This is a genomic window from Cellulomonas sp. A375-1 (assembly GCF_001040865.1).
Lineage (GTDB): Bacteria > Actinomycetota > Actinomycetes > Actinomycetales > Cellulomonadaceae > Cellulomonas > Cellulomonas gelida.
In genome coordinates this window covers 6,618-25,899 of record NZ_LFKW01000154.1, presented here as the reverse complement: position 1 = coordinate 25,899, position 19,282 = coordinate 6,618, and the positions used below count along the sequence as shown (strand labels likewise).

Below are 19,282 nucleotides of genomic sequence, written 5' to 3'. Positions count from 1 at the left end.
CGCCGGGTACACGCCGAAGACGAGGCCGATGCCGACCGCGATCGCGACCGATCCGGCGACGGCCGCTCCGGACACGACGATCGACGTGTCGAGCAGGTCCGGCAGCCAGGTGGCTGCGGCGATGCCGAGCGCCGCGCCGAGCACACCGCCGCCGAGGCCGAGCACCGACGCCTCGACCAGGAACTGCCGCCGGATCGCCCACGGCGGCGCGCCGAGGGCCTTGCGCAGGCCGATCTCGCGCGTCCGCTCGGTGACGGACACGAGCATGATGTTCATGACGCCGATCCCGCCGACGAGCAGCGACAACGCGGCGATGCCCGTGAGCAGCACGGTGAGCGTGCGGTAGACGGCCGTGGCCGTCGAGACCAGCGAGTCCTGCGACGCGACCGTGAAGTCCGCCGAGTCGCTCGAGGTCGCACCGTGCAGGTTGAGCAGGATCGTCGTGACCTCCTGCGACGCGGCCGAGAGCTGGTCGGACGACGCGGCCTGCACGTAGATCGTCGACAGCGCGTTGCGCTGCCACCCGCCCACGAGCGACTCGGCCATGGTCGACAACGGCACGACCGCGAGGTCGTCGAGGTTCGCGTCGCCGCTCGCGCCCTGCTCGGCGAGCACGCCGACGACCGTGAAGTCCGTCCCGGACATCGTCACGGTCTGGCCGACGACGTTGGTGCGGCCGAACAGCTCGGTCGCCGTCTGCGCACCCAGCACGACGACCGCGGCTCGCTCGGCGTCGTCGGCCGAGGTCAGGAACTCGCCCGACGACAGGGCGCGCGAGCGCACCTCGAGCCAGCGCTCGGTCGTGCCCGTGACGGTCGTCGTCCAGTTGGTGTCGTTCGCCTCGAGCGACAGGCTCGTCTGCTTCTCGGCGGCGACGCCCGCGACGTCCGGCGCGGCGACCTCGGAGGCGAGAGCGTCGGCGTCGGTGCGCGTGAGCGTCGCGGCCGAGCCGAACCCGCCGCGTGTGCCGTCGGTCGACGTGCTCGAGCCCGGCGTGACGATCAGCAGGTTCGAGCCCAGCGCGCTGATCTGCGCGGACACGTCCTTCTGCGTGCCGAGGCCGAGGCCGACGGTGAGGATGACCGCCGCGATCCCGATGAGGATGCCGAGGACGGTGAGCGACGAGCGCAGGCCGTGGCTGCGGATCGCCGACCACCCGGTCCGTAGGGTCTCGGTCCAGGTCATGCCCGCTCCTCCGTCCGCCGGGCAGCCGACGGCCGGCGCTCCTCCTGCGCGAGCCCGTCGAGCACGTGCACGACGCGCTGCGCACGCTGCGCCACGTCGGGCTCATGCGTGATGAGCACGATGCTGCGGCCCTGCGCGTGCAGGTCGTCGAGCAGCGCGAGCACGTCGCGCGTCGACGTGGAGTCCAGGTTGCCGGTGGGCTCGTCGGCCAGGAGCAGGTCCGGGTCGCCGACGAGCGCGCGCGCCACGGCCACGCGCTGCTGCTGCCCGCCGGACAGCTCGCCCGGGCGGTTGTCCAGGCGGTCGCCGAGCCCGACGCGCTCGAGCGCCTCGGTGGCGCGCGCCCGACGCTCGGCGGCCGGCACCCGCCGGTACTGCAGCGGGAGCTCGACGTTGCGCAACGCGGACAGCGCCGGCAGCAGGTGGAACTGCTGGAACACGAACCCGATGCGCCGGTTGCGGACCTGCGCGAGCTCGACCTCGTCGAGCTGGGCGACGTCCTCGCCCGCAAGTCTGTACTCGCCCGCCGTGAGCGTGTCGAGGCAGCCCAGGACGTTCATGAGCGTCGACTTGCCGGAGCCGGACGGCCCGACGATCGCCACGTACTGCCCGCGGTCGATCCGCAGGTCCACGCCACGCAGCGCCTCGAACTCGATCGATCCCGTGCGGTACGTCTTGCGGCCGCCCGTGAGCTCGATGACGGGGTGGTCCACCGCCGGGTCCGGGTGGCCGACGTCGAGCGTCGACGCGGGCGGGAACAGGTCAGCCATTGCGCGGCCCACCGCCCGCGCCCCCGAAATCGAAGCCCTCGGGCGGCAGCGGCATCTGGCCGTCGCTGCCGCCGGAGCCCGGGAGCTGGCCCTGCTCGCCCCCTGTGCCTCCGCCGGTGCCGTTGCCGCGGCCGGCGGGCGCGACCTGCACGACGACCGAGTCGCCCTCGCTCAGCCCGGAGGTGATCTCGACCACGGTGCCGGACGACGCCCCGGTCTCGACCGTCACGGTCTGCGTCGCGCCGTCGTCGCCGGCCTTCGTGACCTGCGACGTGCCGTCGTCGGCACGCGTCACCGCGAGCGACGGCACCGTCAGGACGTCGGTACGGCGCTCGTAGATGATCTCGACGTCCACGCTCACGCCGTCGTGCAGCGTCTGGTCGGGCAACGTCACGTCGATCGTCACAGGGAAGGACGCCACGCTCGTCGTGCTGCTCGAGACCAGCCCGACCTCGGTCACGACGCCGTACAGCGTCTCCGTGAGGTCGTCGGAGGTCATCTCCACCTGGTCGCCGACCTCGACCAGCGCGACGTCGGACTCGTCGACGCTCGTGGTGACCTCCCACGCCTGCGTCCCGACGATCACGAACTGCGCCGACGAGGCCGTCGACGTGCTCGTCGTGCCGCCCGCCCCGCCGGACGCCCCACCCGTCGAGCCGCCCCCGCCGCTCGACGAGCCGCTGCCGGTCACGACGTCGCCGACCTCGAGGTCCACGCTCGTGACCAGGCCCGCGGCGGGCGCCACGAGGGTCGCGTCGTCCATCGCCTCGGCGGCGTCGTCGTAACGCGCCTGGGCGACGTCGACCTGTGCGGCCGCCGCGTCGACCTGGGCCTGCGCGACGTCGGAGCCGTCGTCGTCGTCCTCGGCGTTCGCGAGCGTCGCCTGCGCCGAGACGAGGGTCGCCTTGGCGTCCAGGAGGTCCGCGTTGAGCTCGAGCGTGTCGACCGTCGCGAGCTCCTGACCCTCCGTGACGGTGTCGCCGACAGCGACCGCGACGGACGTCACCGTGCCCGAGACCGCGAACGACACGCTCTCGTTGACCGTCGGGGTGAGCGTGCCCGTGCCGGTGACGGACTTCTCCATCGTCGTCAGGCTCGCCTGCACGGTCTGGGTCGTGACCTCGTCGGCCTCGGCCGGCCCGGCGTCGCGCCACCAGATCCACCACGCACCGCCGGCGAGCAGCGCCACCACCGCGCCGGCGGACACCGAGACGCGCACCCACCGACGCCTTGTCCGAGCAGACATCTGCACCCTTCCTCCGAACGTTCCGGGCCAGAACGTAGGGAAGGGACCTGGGGTGAGGATGTGACGGACCTGTGAGCAGACTGGGAGCGCGGCGCTCTGGCCTGCGCGAATGCCGCAGAACGGTGATGTCAGGCGGGCAGGAGGAGGCCGTCCTCGACGAGCCCGCGCACGGTCGGCAGGACCTCGGCCGCGACCGCCTCGGCGCCGGTCCCCAGCAGCGCGCCGAGCGCTCCGACGATCTGGCCGACCGCGAGCTCGCCGTCGCACGCCCCGACGAGCCCCGCCACCGCGGTGCCGACCTGCACCGTGCGTCCGAACCCGCCGCCCTGGCGCAGCAGGACGACCTGCGGGTCCGCGGCACCCGGCGTGAGGTACCGCTCCTCGGTCACGTCCCTTGCGACCTGCAGGCGCTCGCGCGCGAGGGCGTCGTCGTCGCGTGCGGCGAGCCAGTCGTGCGCCGCGAGCGACGCCGCGAGCACCGGCCCGAGCGGCTGCTGGACCGTCCCGGTGACCTCCTCGAGGCGGCGCAGCCGCGCGCCCCGGGCCTCGTCATGCGGCTTGCGCAGCGTCACGACGCCGAACCCGACCGCCTCGACGTCACGGCTCGCGAAGTCGTCGAGCCACGCGCCGTAACGCAGCGTCCACCCCGCGGGGTCCCGCTCGGGCGTGGTGCCGCCGTCCCGGATCCACGTCTCGGCGTACTGCGCGGGGTCCAGCAGCTCGCGCTGGACCACCCACCCGTCCAGGCCCGACGCGTCGAGCCACTGCCCCACGCGCGCGTCCCACGGCTCGCCGCGCCGCACCTCCCAGTTGCCCAGGAGCTGCGCGACGCCGCCGGGCTCGAGCACGTCGGTCACCCCGACGACGAGGTCGCGCACCAGGTCGTCGCCCGCGCGGCCACCGTCGCGGTACTCGTACGACGGGACGTCGGCGCGCCGCGGCGTGATGACGAACGGCGGGTTGCTCACGACGAGGTCGAACCGCTCGTGCGCGACCGGTTCGAGCATCGAGCCCTCGCGCAGCGCGAGCCGGTCCTCGCCGATCCCCGCGAGCGCCGCGTTGAACCGCGCGAAGCCCAGCGCGCGCCGCGAGATGTCCGTGGCCGTGACGTGCCCGACGTGCCGCGACGCGTGCAGCGCCTGCACACCGCAGCCCGTGCCGAGGTCGAGGCCTCGCGCGCGCTCGTCGCGCACGGTGACCTGCGCGAGCGTCGTCGAGGCGCCGCCCACCCCGAGCACGTGGTCCGTGCGCAGCGCGCCCCCTGTCGCGAGCTCGCCCAGGTCGGACGCGAGCCACCAGGTCGCCTCGCCGCGGCCGTCGACGGCGGCGTACGGGCGCAGGTCGACGAGTGCGCGCACCTCGTCGTCGGGCGCCTGCCCCGCGGTCGTGACGAGCCCGAGGCGCTGCGCGCCGTCCGTGCCCAGCCGCGCGAGCGCACGGTCCAGCCGGCCGCGCGTGGTCGAGACGCCCAGGACGAACAGGCGGGTGAGGACCGCGACCGCCTCGTCGCCGCCGCCGAGCGCGAGCGCCGTCTCGGTCGCGCGCAGCGCCGGCACGACCTCCGCGCGGTGCAGCGCACCCGCGGCCACGGGGCCGAGCACCGACTCGACGTGCTCGACGTCGTACCCGACGGCGTCGAGGTCGGCCCGCAGCGCATCGACCAGGTCCGGGGCGTTCAGGGGAGCATCCACTCCCCCATCTTCCCCGAGCGGCGCGCGCACCTGCCGCGCTGCGCCCCTGTCCCGGGCCGGCCGTCTCGGGCCCGCTCGCTCAGCCGTCGAGGCCGAAGAACCGGGCCATCGCGGCGACGTCCACCGCGAAGGTGTGCGTCCCGCCCTGCAGGCTGTACGCCTCGACGGGCGGCTGGTCGCCGTCCGCGCCGTACCGCGTCCGCGTCCACCCGCCGTCGAGCTCCACGGTCGAGACCGGCTCCGCGGAGACCCCGAGCACGTTCGTCCACTGCTCCACGGCCTCGCCGAAGTTCGGGTAGAGCAGCACGGCGTCGTCGGTGCCGTGCCACAGCTGCACGCGTGGTCGTGGGCCGGTCCACGCGGGGTCCATCGCGTGCGCGAGGTCGCCCCACTCCTGCGGCGTGTGATCGACCTGACCGCCCCAGCACTCCGGCGTGCGCGGGACCGGGCGCAGCGGGCCCGGCGGCGGGTCCGACGTCGCGGCGCAGCCCGCGGGGACGCCCGCGAACGCCGCGCCCGCCGCGAACACGTCCGGGTAGGCGGCCAGGAGCACCTCGGTCATCATCGCGCCCGACGAGTAGCCGAACACGAACACGCGCCCGGGGTCCGTGTGGTGCGCGCCCTGCACCTGCTCGACCATCTGCGCGATGCTCTGCGAGTCGCCGCCGCCGTCCCGCGTGAGGCTCGCGGTCGAGGACACGTCGAAGCAGTGGCCCAGCCGGTCGGCCTGCGGGTAGACGACGACGAAGCCCTGGGAGTCGGCGAGCTGCTCGATCCCCGTGGTGCGGAAGTCCTGCGCCGAGCCCGAGCAGTAGTGGATCGCGACGACGACCGGGGCCGGGTCCGCCAGCTCGGCCGGCAGGTACTGGTACATGCTCAGACCGCCGGGGTTGGAGCCGAAGTCGAACACGTGCGTGAACGCCCCGGTGCCGGTCGTGGCGGCGGGCGTCGCCTCGTCGGACTGCTCGCCGCGCGTCGCGCGGTCGGTCGCCGCGCGGTCTGCCGTTGCGGAGTCCGCCGTCGCACGGTCGGTCGTCGCGTCGTCGGACGTCGTGCAGCCCACGAGGCCCAGCGCGAGCGCCGCGCCCGCGGTCAGGGCCACGAGCCGCCGCCTCCCGGTTCTCATCGGCACCCCTCGGTCGTCAGCGTTGCAGGAGCCAGGACAGCTCGGACGCGAGCAGCGCCCGGCGCGACGGGCTCGACAGCGCGCGGGCGTCGTGGCCGAGCGCGTCGTACAGGACCCTCGTCGTGCCGGGCATCGTCCAGACCACGGGGTGCGCGCCCGCCGTGCCGTGCCCGTGCGCCTCGTCGGGCGTGACGTCCGCGACGACGAGCACGTGCGCCTCGTCGGCGACCACGAGGTCGGCGTAGCGCTCGTCCTCGGTCGTGACCTCGCCCAGGCTCCAGGTGACGGGGTGCTCGTCGTCGACGACGCGGAATGTCGCCGGGCCGTACGGCGGGTGCCACGAGCGGGCGTCGACCCACTGGCCGCCGATCGTCGCGGCCCACCGCGGGTCGTCGCCGAACGCGTACGACGACTCGTGCAGCGCGAGCACCGCGGCACCGCCGTCGACGAGCGCCTGGCGCGCGTCGTGGAAGCGGCGCCACTCGCCGGCCTCCGGTCCCGGGTCCGTGCGGTGCGCCGGGTCGCCCGCCGCGACCACCGCGAGCAGCTGCGGCGCCCACTCGTCGAGCCCCGGCTCGTCGAACGTCGCGGGGTGCGTGCTGCGCACGCGGACCTCGTGGCCGAGCGCACGCGCGACCTGCGCGACCTCGTCCGCCTGCGCGGCGCAGTCGTGCCACGGGTCGCTGTACCGTCCCGCACCCGCCAGCACCAGCACCGTCGCCATGCCCCCAGCCAACCACGCCGCTCACCTGGGCCCGCAAGACCTCCTGCGCCCGAACCCGTACCGGGAGCACGAGAGCGCGGCACCTGGTGCGGTGCCACGCTCTCGTGCGTACGGGTCGTGCGGGTTCGTGCGAGGTTCGTGCGAGGTCGTGGGGAGGATCAGACGGCCGCGATCTTGTCCGGCTCGTCGAGCGCGTGCGCGAGCGCACCCTCCCGGTCCACGCGGGCCGCACGCAGGCGGCTCGCGATGACCGCGCCGAACGCGATGGCCGCCGCGACCAGCGCGATGCCCAGGCGCAGCGGCGTGTTCGCGTCCTCGCCGAACGAGACCACGACGATCGCCGGGGCGATGAGCACCGACACCAGGTTCATGACCTTGATGAGCGGGTTGATCGCCGGGCCGGCGGTGTCCTTGAACGGGTCACCGACGGTGTCACCGATGATCGCGGCCTCGTGCGCGGGCGAGTTCTTGCCGCCGTGGTGCCCGTCCTCGACGATCTTCTTCGCGTTGTCCCACGCGCCGCCGGAGTTCGCGAGGAACACCGCCATGAGCACGCCGGCGCCGATCGCCCCCGCGAGGAACCCGGCGAGCGGGCCGATGCCGAGGCCGAACCCGACCGCGATGGGCGCGAACGCCGCGAGCAGACCCGGCGTCGCGAGCTCGCGCAGCGAGTCGCGCGTGCAGATGTCGACGACACGGCCGTACTCGGGCCGCACCTCGTGCGTCATGATGCCCGGGTTCTCGCGGAACTGGCGGCGCACCTCGAACACGATCGCACCTGCCGCGCGGGTCACGGCGTCGATCGCCAGCCCCGAGAACAGGAACACGGTCGCGCCACCCAGGATCACGCCGACGAGCGTGACCGGGCTGATGATCTCGTAGTTCATCATCGCGGCGACCAGGTCGTCGACGGGTGCGTTACCGACCTCGGCGATCTTGGTCGCCACGGCGTCCGCGTACGACCCGAACAGGGCCGTCGCGGCGAGCACCGCCGTCGCGATCGCGATGCCCTTGGTGACGGCCTTCGTCGTGTTCCCGACCGCGTCGAGGTCGGTGAGGATCTGCGCGCCCTCCTCGGTCACGTCGCCGGACATCTCCGCGATGCCCTGCGCGTTGTCCGAGACCGGCCCGAACGTGTCCATCGCGACGATCACACCGACCGTCGTCAGCAGGCCGCAGCCCGCGAGCGCGATGAGGAACAGCGACAGCGCGACGTTGCCGCCCGCGATGAGGAACACGCCGCAGATCGCCGCCGCGATGATGCCCGCGGTGTAGACCGCGGACTCGAAGCCGACGCCGATGCCCGAGAGCACGACCGTGGCCGCACCCGTGCGGGTCGTCTCCGCGACGTGGAGCGTCGGCTTGCTCGTCGTGCCGGTGAAGTAGCCGGTGACCCACAGAATGACGCCCGCGAGAACGACGCCGATCGCGACCGCCGCCGTGGCGATCAGCCGGGGGTCGCCGTCCTGGCCGGACAGGTCCGCCGTGCCGCCGACGAAGTCCGCGAACGAGCCCGGCAGGTACACGAACGCCGCGATGCCCGCGAGGACGACCCCGACGACCGCCGAGATGTAGAAGCCGCGGTTGATCGCGGTCAGGCCGCTCTCCGCGCCCCGCACGCGCGTGATCAGCACGCCCAGCGCGGCGACCAGCGCGCCGACCGCGGTCACGATGAGCGGGAACACCAGGCCCTGCTCGCCGAACGCGGCACGGCCCAGGATGAGCGCCGCGACCAGCGTCACGGCGTAGGACTCGAAGAGGTCGGCCGCCATGCCGGCGCAGTCGCCGACGTTGTCGCCCACGTTGTCCGCGATGGTCGCGGCGTTGCGCGGGTCGTCCTCGGGGATGCCCTGCTCGACCTTGCCGACCAGGTCCGCGCCGACGTCCGCGGCCTTGGTGAAGATGCCGCCGCCGACGCGCATGAACATCGCGAGCAGCGCCGCGCCGAAGCCGAAGCCCTCCAGCACCGCGGGGGCGTCACCCCGGTAGATCAGCACGACTCCCGCAGCACCGAGCAGGCCGAGGCCCACCACCGACATGCCGACGACGCCGCCGGTCCGGAACGCGATGCGCGCGCCCTCGGCCCGTCCGCCGGGCAGCGACGCCGCCGCGGCCACGCGCACGTTGGCGCGCGTCGCGAGCCACATGCCCAGGAAGCCGATCGCGGCGGAGAACGCCGCACCGACCAGGAAGAAGATCGAGCGTCCGAGCTTGACCCCGCCGTCTCCCGGCAGCAGGAACAGCAACGCGCAGACGACCACCGCGAACAGCGCGAGCGTCCGGAACTGCCGGTTGAGGTAGGCGGACGCGCCTTCCTGCACCGCTCTGGCGATCTCCTGCATCGACGCCGTGCCGTCGCCTGCCGCCAGCACCTGCCGCCGCAGCACCGCCGCGACGACGAGCGAGGCGATCGCCAACGCTGCGATGACCCCGACGATCGTCAGGCTCGTGGAACCGAGCTCGACCATGCACCCTCCTCGGACCCTCGGACGCACCCCCTGCACGTCCTCCCGCACGGCCCCGTTGCCGCGCGATGGGGCAGTCTAGCCACGGCCCAAGGTCCTAGACGTGACGGGCGAGTAACCACCGTCCGGGCGCGGCGTGACGGCCACGTGGACGCGCGCCTTCGGCGGGGCAACGGTCCTGGTGGCCGCAGACGTCGAGAAGGTAGGAGGGCGACGGGCCCTACGACGGACGAGCGGGAGAGGGAGCACGGTGCGCAACGACGACGCTGACCGGCTGCTGGCCGATCTGGTGCACCGACGAGGACCGGCACTCGTCGGGTACGCGCACCTGCTCTGCGGCGACCACGCCGCGGCCCAGGACGTGGTGCAGGACGCGCTCGTGCGCGTGTTCGGGCGCCTGCGGCGCGGGTTCACGCCCGACTCCGCCGAGGCGTACGTGCGGCGCGCCGTGCTCACGGTGTTCCTCGACGAGCGCCGCTCGTCGGCCCGGTTCGACCGGGTTCGGCACGTCGTCGCGACGCCCGACGAGGCCGCCGCCCCGGGCGAGAGCGACGACCGGCTCGACCTGCGCCGGGCGCTCGACGTCCTGGGCCGTCAGCACCGCGCGGCCGTGGTGCTCCGCTACTACGACGACCTCACCGTCCCCGAGGTCGCGGCACGCCTGGGTGTGGCCGTCGGCACCGCCAAGCGCTACCTGCACGACGCGCTGCGCCTGCTCGAGGACGAGCTCGGCCCGCTGGACGCCGACGACGAGGTCACGCCGGTCGTCGCGCGCCGTGCCCCCGCCGGCCCGCGGCCGGGCCGCGACCTCGACCCGAGCCCGCGAGCACGACCGCAGACCGGCCCGCAGACCAGCCCGCCCGCTCGACCCGACGGAGGTGCCCGATGACCGAGTTCCGCGACCGTCTGCACGACCTGGGCGACGACCCGCACGCCCGACGCCCGCTCGAGGACCTCGACGTCGTCCTGGCGCGCGTGCACGGGCGTCGTCGACGCCGCACCCTCGCGCTGGGCGGCGTCGCCGCGGTCGCGGCGGTCGGGATCTGGGTGGGCGGCTCGACGCTCGCCGTGGGCCTGCGCCAGCCCCAGGTCGTCCCGGGCCAGGTCACGCCGACGGCCACGGCTGGACCGACGGCGACGGCCGGAGCGAGCACGGCACCGGTCGTCCTGCCCACACCGCGGAGCTCACCGGGCGCGCCAGGCGACCTGTGCGGGTACCCCACGCAGTGGTTCGCGACGCGCGACAACGCTCCGACCGCGACCGTTCGCACCACGCTCCTCGACGACGAGGTGCGCTCAGGGACCGCGGCGCGCACGCTCACGTCCGTGCGGCTCGTGCAGGAAGGTGCGCGTCTGGAGGGCTTGACGCTCGCGCTGGCGCTCGACGGCGTAGTCGTGGCAACAGCCGACGCCACCGAGCTGGGCGACGGGACCTCGGACACCCTCGTCGCGGCGTGGACGCCAGCCGCGGTGTGCGACGACGGTGCGGGCTCGTCGGCCGGGGCGCCCCTGCCTGCTGGGACGTACCAGCTGTTCGTCTCCGCGCGGCTCGACCGCGAGACTCGCGGTGACGAGGTCGTCGGGACGCTCGAGATCGTCGGCACCGCCGAGGACGTGACCCCCGCCCCGAGCTCGACCGCCGACCCGGCACTGCCACCGCTCGGGTGGATGGAGACCGTGTGCGGGCAACCGGCACCGCAGTGGCCTGAGGGCTCACCCGTCCGGGTCGACGCCACCCTGCCCGAGCAGGGGATCACGCCGTCGCCCGACGGCTGGCACCTGCCCGTGACCGTCACCTACACGGGTCCGGGCGTCCTGAGCGGCACCGCGCGCGCGTACGCGACGTACTGGCTGCTGCGCGACGGAGTCGTGGTCGCGGGCTCCGAGCTCGGCCCCGGCGACGCGGGCCTCGAGCACGTCGTGCTGCCGACGGGGCTGCCCGTCCCGATGGACGTGACCCTGGCGTCGCCGGGCGACGCGTCTGCCACGTGCGACGGCAACCCGCTTCCTCCGGGCGACTACGAGCTCACCGTCCTGTACCTGGTCCTCGACCCGACCCTGGTCCAGCCCGACGGCTCCCGGTTCACCGCTTCCTCCCCGGAGCGCGTCCTGCTGACCCGCAGCGCACCCCTGGCGATCACGCTCGCCGGCTGACCCGCCCGGGTGCCTCGCGGTTCGTCGTCCCGGCGGCTGGCTTCGTCGGTCCGGCACCGGTTCGTCGGTGCGACCCGACGAACCGGTGCGGGAACAACGAAGCGGCTCGGCTCGTCGCGCTGATGGTGACGGACGACCGGATGAGCCTTGCCATGCACTACAACGGTTCGCGAGGGTTCGTCGTCCTTGCTGATGAGGACGGCGCACCGCCGGCCTCGTGACCGATCGGAGCGGTGTGGGCGACGACGACGTGCTGGCGACGCTGGCCCGCGAGCGCGGGCGGGCGCTGTTCGGCTACGCCTACCTGCTCACGGGGCAGGCGCACGCCGCCGAGGACCTGGTGCAGGAGGCGCTCGTGCGCACGTTCGCGCGTCGTCGGGCCGGTTTCACGCCCGACGACGCCGAGGCGTACGTGCGGCGCGCGATCCTGACGACGTTCCTGGACGACGCGCGTCGGCGCCAGCGGTGGTCGGGCGTCCGGCACCTGCTGGGCCGGCACGACGAGCCCGCACGCGACCCCGCACCCGCGGTGGGAGCTGTGCTCGACGTGCGCGCCGCCCTGGCGACGCTCGCACCGCAGGAGCGCGCCGCCGCCGTCCTGCGCTGGTGCGAGGACCTCACCGTCCCGGAGGTCGCGGCCCGCATGGGCCTGGCCGACGGCACCGTCAAGAGGTACCTGTCCACCGCCGGTCACAAGCTCGAGGCGCTGCTCGGTCCGCTCCCGGACGACGAGTCGGTGCCGCTCACCCCCGGGAGGACCCGGTCATGACCGAGCACCACGACCAGCCCCGCAACCCCCTGTCCGACGCACTCTCAGCCGCCGAGCACTCGCCCGCGGCCCGCGCGTACGAGGTCCCCGTCGAGCTCGTGCGCACGCGCGCACGGCGTCGTCGGGCCGGTCGGACGACCGCCGCGGCCGGTGCGCTCGCGCTCGTCGTCGCGGGCGTCGCGGTCGCCGTGCCGCGCCTCGCGGACGGGGGCGGCGGCGGGCTAGCGGTCGCCGCCGACGCGCCCGAGCAGTGCCGCGTGACGGCGTCGCAGATCCGCGCGGGTGACGGGGTCGTCAGAGCGCACGGTGCGGGCACGGGGGGGTGGGTCGTCGAGACCAGGATCGCCCCGGACTCCTTCGAGCCCGTGCGGCAAGGGCCCTGGGCCTTGGCGGTGAGCACGGTCGCGGACATGCCGGGCGCTGACTACGTCGGCACGCCGCTGGGCGGCTCGATCGCGACCTCCGTCGTCCTCGTGCGCGACGGGGCGGTCGTCGCGGTGCTCGACGGGTCGCAGGACATGCCTCTCGACGTGGCCCGGCAGGTCGCCGTCGACATGGAGCCGAAGCCGTTCCCCTTCGAGCTCGACCTTGCGGGCGACTTCGTCTCGTGCGCGACCGGCGAGGACGCAGTCCTCGCACCCGGCACGTACGAGCTGATGGCGACCTCGACCGTCACGTGGAGCCTCACAGGCCCGGAGTCGGACGCGCCGGGGACCCCGTACTTCGCGCGCTCGACCAGCGAGCCGCTCGAGGTCGTGGTCCCGATCGACGGCGCGCCGATCGGCGCCGGACCGACGGCCTGCGGCGCGCCCGACGACGAGCTGCGCGACCTCGCCGACCCGCAGACCAACCCGGCGCCGCTGCTGCTCAGCGCGAGCTCGGTGCCGCGCACCGCTGCGTCCGGCAAGAACCTGTCGTTGCAGCTCGCGGTCACCAACGACGGCCCCGCGCACATCGACGCCCGGACCGGCTACCCCGAGGTCGTCCTGGTGCGTGACGGTGTCGTCGTCGGCGGCCCCGGCCCCATCGAGGCCATCGGCATCGACCTCTCGCTCGACCCGGGTGCATCGACGCCGCTCGACGCCGGGACGCTCCTGCTGAGCTGCACCGACGACACCACGCCGCTCGAGCCGGGCGACTACGAGGTCTGGGCGCTGTCGACGTTCACGCCACTGGGTCCCGACGGCGCGCGGGAGACCGACGCCGACGACTGGTCCGCCGCGGCCGGGCCGTGGCCGCTGCAGGTCACCGGCGACGCGGTCGTCGACGACCAGATGCCGGGGCTGCTCGAGATGACGTGCGGCACCTCCGCCGACGAGCTCGCGCAGTGGGCCGCGATCACGCAGGAGTCGCCGCTGGCCGTCGAGGCGACCGCGGCGCCGGCCGACGGCGCGCTCTCCGTCACGGTGACGAACAGCGGGGACGTCCCGGTCACTCTCCTGCCCGATCATCTGAGTGCCGGGCTCTCGGACGGCGAGCAGGTGGTGGGCATGGGCCTGACCGCGATGTACGACGCGACCACGACGACGCTCCAGCCGGGCGAGTCCACGACGTTCAGCACCACCTTCGGCGACGCCGAGGGGTGCGACGGACCGCTGAGCGCCGGGACCTACGACGCCTGGGCTGCGCTGTCCCTGACCGTCGACGGCACCCCGAGCACTCTCGTCGCCGGCCCCGTCCCGGTGGAGCTCGCCACGCCCTGACCTCGTCGAAGGCGAACCCGCACTCCCACGTCGACCAGCCCTGCGCGGTCGGCGGCGGCGAGGTCGGCAGTCCTGCGCGAGGTCGGCACTCCGGACTGCCGATCTCGCGCCGGAGTGCCGCCCTCGCCGGTGCCCGCTCGTGTCGAGCTCCCACCTCGCGCTCACCCGCTGAGCCGCGTCGGCGTGAACGCAGGGTCAACGAACTCGGACCCGGGGTCCAGCCGGCGTCCAGTGCTCGCCCAGGTCAGGCTGGCTGAATCGAGGTCGTTGCCAGCCCCGACCTCAGGAGCACCCCGTGTCCCCCTACGCCCTCTACGCGGCGGACCTCGTCGCGATCCTCGTCCTCACCTTCGCCGTCTACCTGCCCCGGCACCGGCGGCGCGACCTCGTCGTCGCGTTCCTCGCGGTGAACGTCGGGGTGCTCGCGGTGTCGGCCGCGCTCGCGCAGAGCACGATCGCCGCGGGCCTGGGGCTCGGGCTGTTCGGCGTCCTGTCGATCATCCGGCTGCGGTCCACCGAGCTCGCGCAGCACGAGGTCGCCTACTACTTCGCGGCGCTCGCGCTCGGGCTGATCGGCGGGCTCGGCACCACGTCGATCGGGCTCGGGATCGGGCTCATGGCGGCGATCGTGGCGGTGGTCGCGTTCGCGGACAGCCCGCGGGTGCTGCACCGGCTGCGGCAGCAGATCGTCGTGGTGGACCGCGCGATCGCCGACGAGACCGCGCTCGTCGCCCACCTGGAACGGCTGCTCGGCGGAAGAGTGCACTCCGCGACCGTGCAGCGGCTCGACCTGGTCAACGACACGACGACGGTCGACGTGCGCTACTCGGCGGGCACGCTGCCGTTCTCGTCGGACGAGCCCATGGGCGCGACGGGCGTCACCGGCTACCCGCACGCCGAGCCTCAGGGGGCGGGGTACCAAGCGGGGTACGAGCGGGCCGGCAGCGTGCAGCCGGAGCCGCTGCGGTGAGCGCGGCGGACCTCGAGCGGCGCCTCGCGACGCTCACGGCAGTCGGGCTCGCGGACATCGACGAGGCCGGCGCAGGGCTCCTGACCCGCGTCGACCGCAAGTACGTGCTCCCCGCGGTCGCGCTGGCGACGCTCCCCCTGACCGACGGCGCACGGGTGCTCGAGATCGAGGGTCGCCGCACGTCGCAGTACGCGTCGGTGTACTTCGACACCCCCGCGCTCGCGAGCTACCTGGGCGCGGCGCACCGTCGGCGAGGCCGGTACAAGGTCCGCACCCGCACGTACGCGGACTCGGGCGACTGCTTCGTCGAGGTCAAGACCCGCGGCGCACGCGGCTCGACCGTCAAGCTCCGCCAGCCGCACGACGGCGCCGCGCACGAGCTCACCGACGACGCCCGGCGGTTCACGACGAGCACGCTCGGCCCGGCCCGGCCGCTCGACGGCCCGCTGCGCCCCACGCTCGCGAACCGCTACCGCCGCACCACGTTGCTCGTCGACGGCGGCCGACCCGGCGCGATCGCCCGCACGACGATCGACACCGACCTGGTGTGGGTCGACGTCGAGACCGGCGACGAACGCCCGCTCGGCCCGCTGGTCGTGATCGAGACCAAGACCGGCGCGTCGCCGTCGGTCACCGACCGGCTGTTGTGGCGCCACGGCCACCGGCCCGTCCGCATCTCCAAGTACGGGACGGGGATGGCCGTGCTGCACCCCGAGCTCCCGCTGACCCCCTGGCGCCGCGTGCTCGACCGGCACATCGAGCCGTACGAGCGCCTGACCGCTGGCGTCTGAGCCGGCCCCCGAACCCGCCCGAGCCCACGACCACGCCTGAGTCCGAGGAGGACCCCATGCGCACACCCCTGAAGCGAGCCGCGATCCGCGCGGCCGTCCCCGCGACCGTCGTCGCCCTGATCCTGGCCGGGTGCACGGCGCAGGACGACTCGTCGTCGACGTCCCCGACCTCGACCACCGCCGACACCGGCACCGGCACCGGCACGACCGTCCCGGCGTCCACCGACGCGGACCTGACGGTCGAGTCCGCGATGGCCCAGAACACCGCACCGCACGAGGGCGACGCGTCCTACGACGAGTCCGCGGCGGTCGACGTGACGCTCGCCGACGGATCGTCGTCGTCCTCGTCGGACGCCGTGAGCGTCGACGGTGACACCGTGACGATCTCCGCGGGCGGCACCTACCGGCTGTCCGGGACGCTGGCCGACGGGCAGGTCGTCGTCACGGCCCCCGACCAGGACGTGACGCTCGTCCTCGACGGCGTCGACCTGACGAGCTCGACCACCTCACCGCTGCAGGTGCTCGAGGCCGACGACGTGCACGTCGTGCTCGCCGACGGCAGCGACAACGGCCTGACCGACACCTCCGCCTACGCGGACGACGACGAGGCGAGCGGCGCGCTGTTCAGCGCGGGTGACCTGACGATCACCGGCGACGGCTCGCTGGACGTCACGGGCAACGGCAACGACGGGATCGTCGGGAAGGACGGCCTGGTCGTCGCGTCCGGCACGCTCACGGTCGACGCGGTCGACGACGGGATCCGCGGCAAGGACTACCTCGTCGTCGAGGGCGGCACGCTCACCGTCACGGCGGGCGGCGACGCGCTGAAGTCCGACGACGACGAGGACGCGACGCTCGGGTACGTGCTGGTGAACGACGGCACGCTCGACCTCACCGCGGGCGACGACGGCCTGACCGCGGCGACCGACGTGCTCGTCGCAGGCGGCACCCTGGACGTCACCACGGGCGGCGGCGCGGACGCGACCGTGGCCGACGACGCCTCCCCCAAGGGCCTCGTCGGCGACGCGGCGGTCGTCGTCGGCGGAGGCACGCTGGCGGTCGATGCGGCCGACGACGCGATCCACTCCGACGCGGTCGTCTCGATCACGGACGGGGCGCTGACGCTCGCATCTGGTGACGACGCCGTGCACGGCGAGTACGCGCTGCAGGTCGCGGGCGGGACGCTCGACGTGACGCAGGCCGTCGAGGGGCTCGAGGCCCAGGAGATCACGATCCTGGACGGCACCATCACGCTCGTCACCAGCGACGACGGGCTCAACGGCTCGACCGCCGACGGCTCCGCCGACGAGACCGCGACCGGCGACCAGGCCCAGCAGGGCGGCGGCTTCGGCGGCGGCGGCATGGAGGCGGCCGACGAGAACGTGTCCGTCATCATCGCGGGCGGCACGCTCGTCGTCGACGCCCAGGGCGACGGCCTGGACTCCAACGGGAACCTGACCATGACCGGCGGGACGGTCGTCGTGTCCGGCCCGACGAACGACGGCAACGGCTCGCTCGACTACGCCGGGACGTTCGAGATCACGGGCGGCGAGCTCATCGCCGTCGGGTCCTCGGGCATGGCGCAGACGCCGTCGGGCGGCACGCAGTCGTTCGTCGGGATCACGCTGTCGCAACAGGGCGCGGCCGGGGACGTCGTGCAGGTCGTCTCGTCCGACGGCGACGTCCTCGCCTCGTTCACCGCGGTCAAGCCGTTCTCGTCGGTCGTGTACTCGTCCCCCGACGTGGTCGACGGCGCGACGTACACCGCGGTCCTGGGCGGGACCGCAGGCGACGCGGTCGCCGGGCCCCTCAGCCGCGGCGGCACGGCCGGGACGACGACCGCCGGCACGGGCACCGCGGGCGAGGTCGCGGCAGGCATGGCCGGCCCCGGAGCTCCTGGCGGCGGCATGTCGAGCGGTGAGCGTCCCGGCGACGGCCAAGCGCCCGGGCGCCAGCCCGCTCCGCCGGCCACGTCGAGCGACGCTTGACCGGCCACCGTGCTCACGCCCGTGGCGAGGCCGCTCCGGGATCGGCTTCGGTCCGTCGCCGGGCGCGGCGCTACCCCTGCGGCGACGACGTCTCTCCGGTCCCCAGGCGCGGGAGGGCGGGTGCGTCGTCCGTACGCGGCACGGGCGAGCCGAGGAGCAGCACGTCGCCCGCGAAGTCTGCGCATGACGTCGGGAGCTCGACGCCGTCGGCCCGGAGCTGGCTCGCAGGCACGAGCGTGCCCGCGACGCGCAGGTCGTCGCCGATCCGGAACGGCTCGCTGCTCGAGCTGGCGATCCACGTCAGCGCACCCCGCAGCCCGTCCCACTGCCACATCGGCGGGTTCACGGCCACGAGCGTGCCCGGCGAGATCGCCAGGCACCCGTCGAGCACTCCGAGCCGTCCCACGACGACCGGCCCGTCCGGGACCGCGTCCCGGACGATGCTCACGACCGAGACCGGTGCCGCACCCGGGTCCGGTCCGTCGTCCGTGAGCGGTCCGACGAGCAGTGCGGCCACACCGCCGACGACGGTCACGGCTGCGGCGGCTGTCAGGGCGACAGCCCGCCCGTGCCGCCGGCGCCCGACGAGCCCGTCCGGCCCCGGCGTTGGCGCTGTGACGACCATCAGGCGCCCTGACCGGCGCCGCGGGACCTCGTCGGCCGAGCGCGCTCGCGCCGGTGCGGGGTCCGCTCGCCCCGGCTCGGGGTTCGCCGCCGGCACGTGCTGCGGGCTCGTCCCGGCGGCGGCGCGCACGAGAAGGTCGTCGGCCTCCGCGTCGACCTGCGCACGGAACGCCGCCGCGAAGTCCTTCTCGGTGATCTTGACGCTCATCACGACCTCCTCGGGTCGGCGACGGACAGGCGGCGCAAGGCCTGGTGCGCGGTCACGCGCACGGTGCTGCGGGACATGCCCAGGACGCGGGCGATCTCGCGGTCGTCCAGGTCCTCGATGTAGCGGAGCGTGAGGACCGCGCGGGCGCGGGGCGGCAGGCCGGCGATCATCGAGACGGCCGCGTCGACCGACTCGACGTACGCGTACTCGTCGGGCGCGACCGGCTCGCGACCGCCCGAGGCGACCACTGCCGCCTCCCGGCCGCGCACCTGGTCGAGGTAGAGCCGCACGAGCACGGTGCGCGCGTAGGCGAACGGGACCCGCGCGGTGCGCACCTTGTCCCAGTGCACGAGCAGGCGCACCGCGGTGTCCTGCACCAGGTCCTCGGCTGCGGCGGCCTCGCGGCACATGCCGAGCGCCACGCGCAGCAGCGCACGCCGATGCTCACCGACGAACTGCGCCACCTCGTCGTGCACCCCCCGCTCGCCCGACGCAACCCCGACGTGCGTCCCCCGCTCACCCGACGCATCCCCGACGAGCTCGGCACTCGCGCGCGAGGTCGGCACCCCGGACTGCCGCGCTCGTACGAGACTGCCGAGCTCGCGGGCGCCGGCTGCATCGCGACGCGCGTCGCCCCGCCCGGCGCTCGTCGGCGCGTCTGTGCCCATACCTAGGAGACTGCCGCAACCCGCCCAGGTGTTTACCCCAACCGGCAGCGCGTCTCGTCCGCCGAGCCCGATCCGGGACCCCGAGCGACCGCTGGGTCGCGGCGGGGAGGCTCGCCGACCCAGCGATCGCTCCGGCCTCACCGCCTCAGAACCGGAGCAAGCGCTGGGTCGCGGCGGAGAAGCTCGCCGACCCAGTGACT

General features: G+C 74.3%; 16 protein-coding genes. 7 read left to right on the top strand and 9 right to left on the bottom strand.

Going from position 1 to position 19,282, the window contains the following annotated elements:
• The 7 genes from CWIS_RS16985 to CWIS_RS16955 form a co-directional block, all read right to left on the bottom strand.
• Positions 1–1,185 (bottom strand): ABC transporter permease (locus CWIS_RS16985; RefSeq protein WP_048344533.1); only part of this gene is annotated, 1,185 nt, incomplete at its 3' end.
• Positions 1,182–1,955, bottom strand: a complete 774-nt coding sequence (locus CWIS_RS16980) for an ABC transporter ATP-binding protein (RefSeq protein WP_048344532.1) — start codon at positions 1,953–1,955, stop codon at positions 1,182–1,184. The genes CWIS_RS16980 and CWIS_RS16985, both read right to left, overlap by 4 nt.
• Complete coding sequence (locus CWIS_RS16975) at positions 1,948–3,201, bottom strand: efflux RND transporter periplasmic adaptor subunit (RefSeq protein ID WP_048344531.1); 1,254 nt, start codon at positions 3,199–3,201, stop codon at positions 1,948–1,950. The genes CWIS_RS16980 and CWIS_RS16975 overlap by 8 nt, the downstream gene beginning before the upstream one ends.
• Before the next feature lie 128 nt (positions 3,202–3,329).
• Positions 3,330–4,892 (bottom strand): methyltransferase, encoded by a 1,563-nt coding sequence (locus CWIS_RS16970; RefSeq protein WP_048344530.1) that lies wholly within the window; start codon positions 4,890–4,892, stop codon positions 3,330–3,332.
• A 79-nt stretch (positions 4,893–4,971) separates the two neighbouring features.
• Positions 4,972–6,018 (bottom strand): PHB depolymerase family esterase, encoded by a 1,047-nt coding sequence (locus CWIS_RS16965; protein ID WP_156186705.1) that lies wholly within the window; start codon positions 6,016–6,018, stop codon positions 4,972–4,974.
• Positions 6,019–6,034: 16 nt separating this feature from the next.
• Positions 6,035–6,742, bottom strand: a complete 708-nt coding sequence (locus CWIS_RS16960) for a ThuA domain-containing protein (RefSeq protein ID WP_048344529.1) — start codon at positions 6,740–6,742, stop codon at positions 6,035–6,037.
• A gap of 158 nt (positions 6,743–6,900) precedes the next feature.
• On the bottom strand, positions 6,901–9,210 hold the full coding sequence (locus CWIS_RS16955; RefSeq protein WP_048344528.1) for a sodium-translocating pyrophosphatase: 2,310 nt from the start codon (positions 9,208–9,210) through the stop codon (positions 6,901–6,903).
• Between the two features lie 247 nt (positions 9,211–9,457).
• Here CWIS_RS16955 and CWIS_RS16950 point away from each other — a divergent pair, with 247 nt between their 5' ends.
• The 7 genes from CWIS_RS16950 to CWIS_RS16920 all read left to right on the top strand — a co-directional run bounded on the left by CWIS_RS16950 (position 9,458) and on the right by CWIS_RS16920 (position 17,582).
• A complete protein-coding gene (locus tag CWIS_RS16950; protein ID WP_082156571.1) occupies positions 9,458–10,096 on the top strand; it encodes an RNA polymerase sigma factor in 639 nt (212 codons plus the stop codon).
• Positions 10,093–11,361 (top strand): hypothetical protein, encoded by a 1,269-nt coding sequence (locus CWIS_RS16945; protein ID WP_048344527.1) that lies wholly within the window; start codon positions 10,093–10,095, stop codon positions 11,359–11,361. Before CWIS_RS16950 ends, CWIS_RS16945 begins: the two co-directional genes overlap by 4 nt.
• Positions 11,362–11,578: 217 nt before the next feature.
• The gene (locus tag CWIS_RS16940) at positions 11,579–12,130 is read left to right on the top strand and encodes a sigma-70 family RNA polymerase sigma factor (RefSeq protein WP_231583986.1); all 552 of its coding nucleotides are present in this window, start codon (positions 11,579–11,581) and stop codon (positions 12,128–12,130) included.
• Entirely contained in the window at positions 12,127–13,833 is a 1,707-nt protein-coding gene (locus CWIS_RS16935) for a hypothetical protein (protein ID WP_048344525.1), read from the top strand. The genes CWIS_RS16940 and CWIS_RS16935 overlap by 4 nt, the downstream gene beginning before the upstream one ends.
• A 295-nt stretch (positions 13,834–14,128) precedes the next feature.
• Positions 14,129–14,803, top strand: coding sequence for a DUF4956 domain-containing protein (locus tag CWIS_RS16930; protein WP_231583979.1), 675 nt, complete (start codon positions 14,129–14,131; stop codon positions 14,801–14,803).
• Positions 14,800–15,594, top strand: a complete 795-nt coding sequence (locus tag CWIS_RS16925; protein ID WP_048344524.1) for a polyphosphate polymerase domain-containing protein — start codon at positions 14,800–14,802, stop codon at positions 15,592–15,594. The genes CWIS_RS16930 and CWIS_RS16925 overlap by 4 nt, the downstream gene beginning before the upstream one ends.
• A 56-nt stretch (positions 15,595–15,650) precedes the next feature.
• Positions 15,651–17,582 carry a carbohydrate-binding domain-containing protein gene (locus tag CWIS_RS16920; RefSeq protein WP_048344523.1) on the top strand — a complete coding sequence of 644 codons (1,932 nt, stop codon included), beginning with the start codon at positions 15,651–15,653 and terminating at the stop codon, positions 17,580–17,582.
• Positions 17,583–17,652: 70 nt separating this feature from the next.
• On the opposite strand, the gene CWIS_RS16915 is transcribed toward CWIS_RS16920, so the two are convergent.
• Together CWIS_RS16915 and CWIS_RS16910 are read right to left on the bottom strand one after the other, a co-directional pair.
• Positions 17,653–18,414 carry a hypothetical protein gene (locus tag CWIS_RS16915; protein ID WP_048344522.1) on the bottom strand — a complete coding sequence of 254 codons (762 nt, stop codon included), beginning with the start codon at positions 18,412–18,414 and terminating at the stop codon, positions 17,653–17,655.
• Entirely contained in the window at positions 18,414–18,890 is a 477-nt protein-coding gene (locus CWIS_RS16910; RefSeq protein WP_048344536.1) for a sigma-70 family RNA polymerase sigma factor, read from the bottom strand. The genes CWIS_RS16915 and CWIS_RS16910 overlap by 1 nt, the downstream gene beginning before the upstream one ends.
• Between the last annotated feature and the right edge of the window lie 392 nt (positions 18,891–19,282).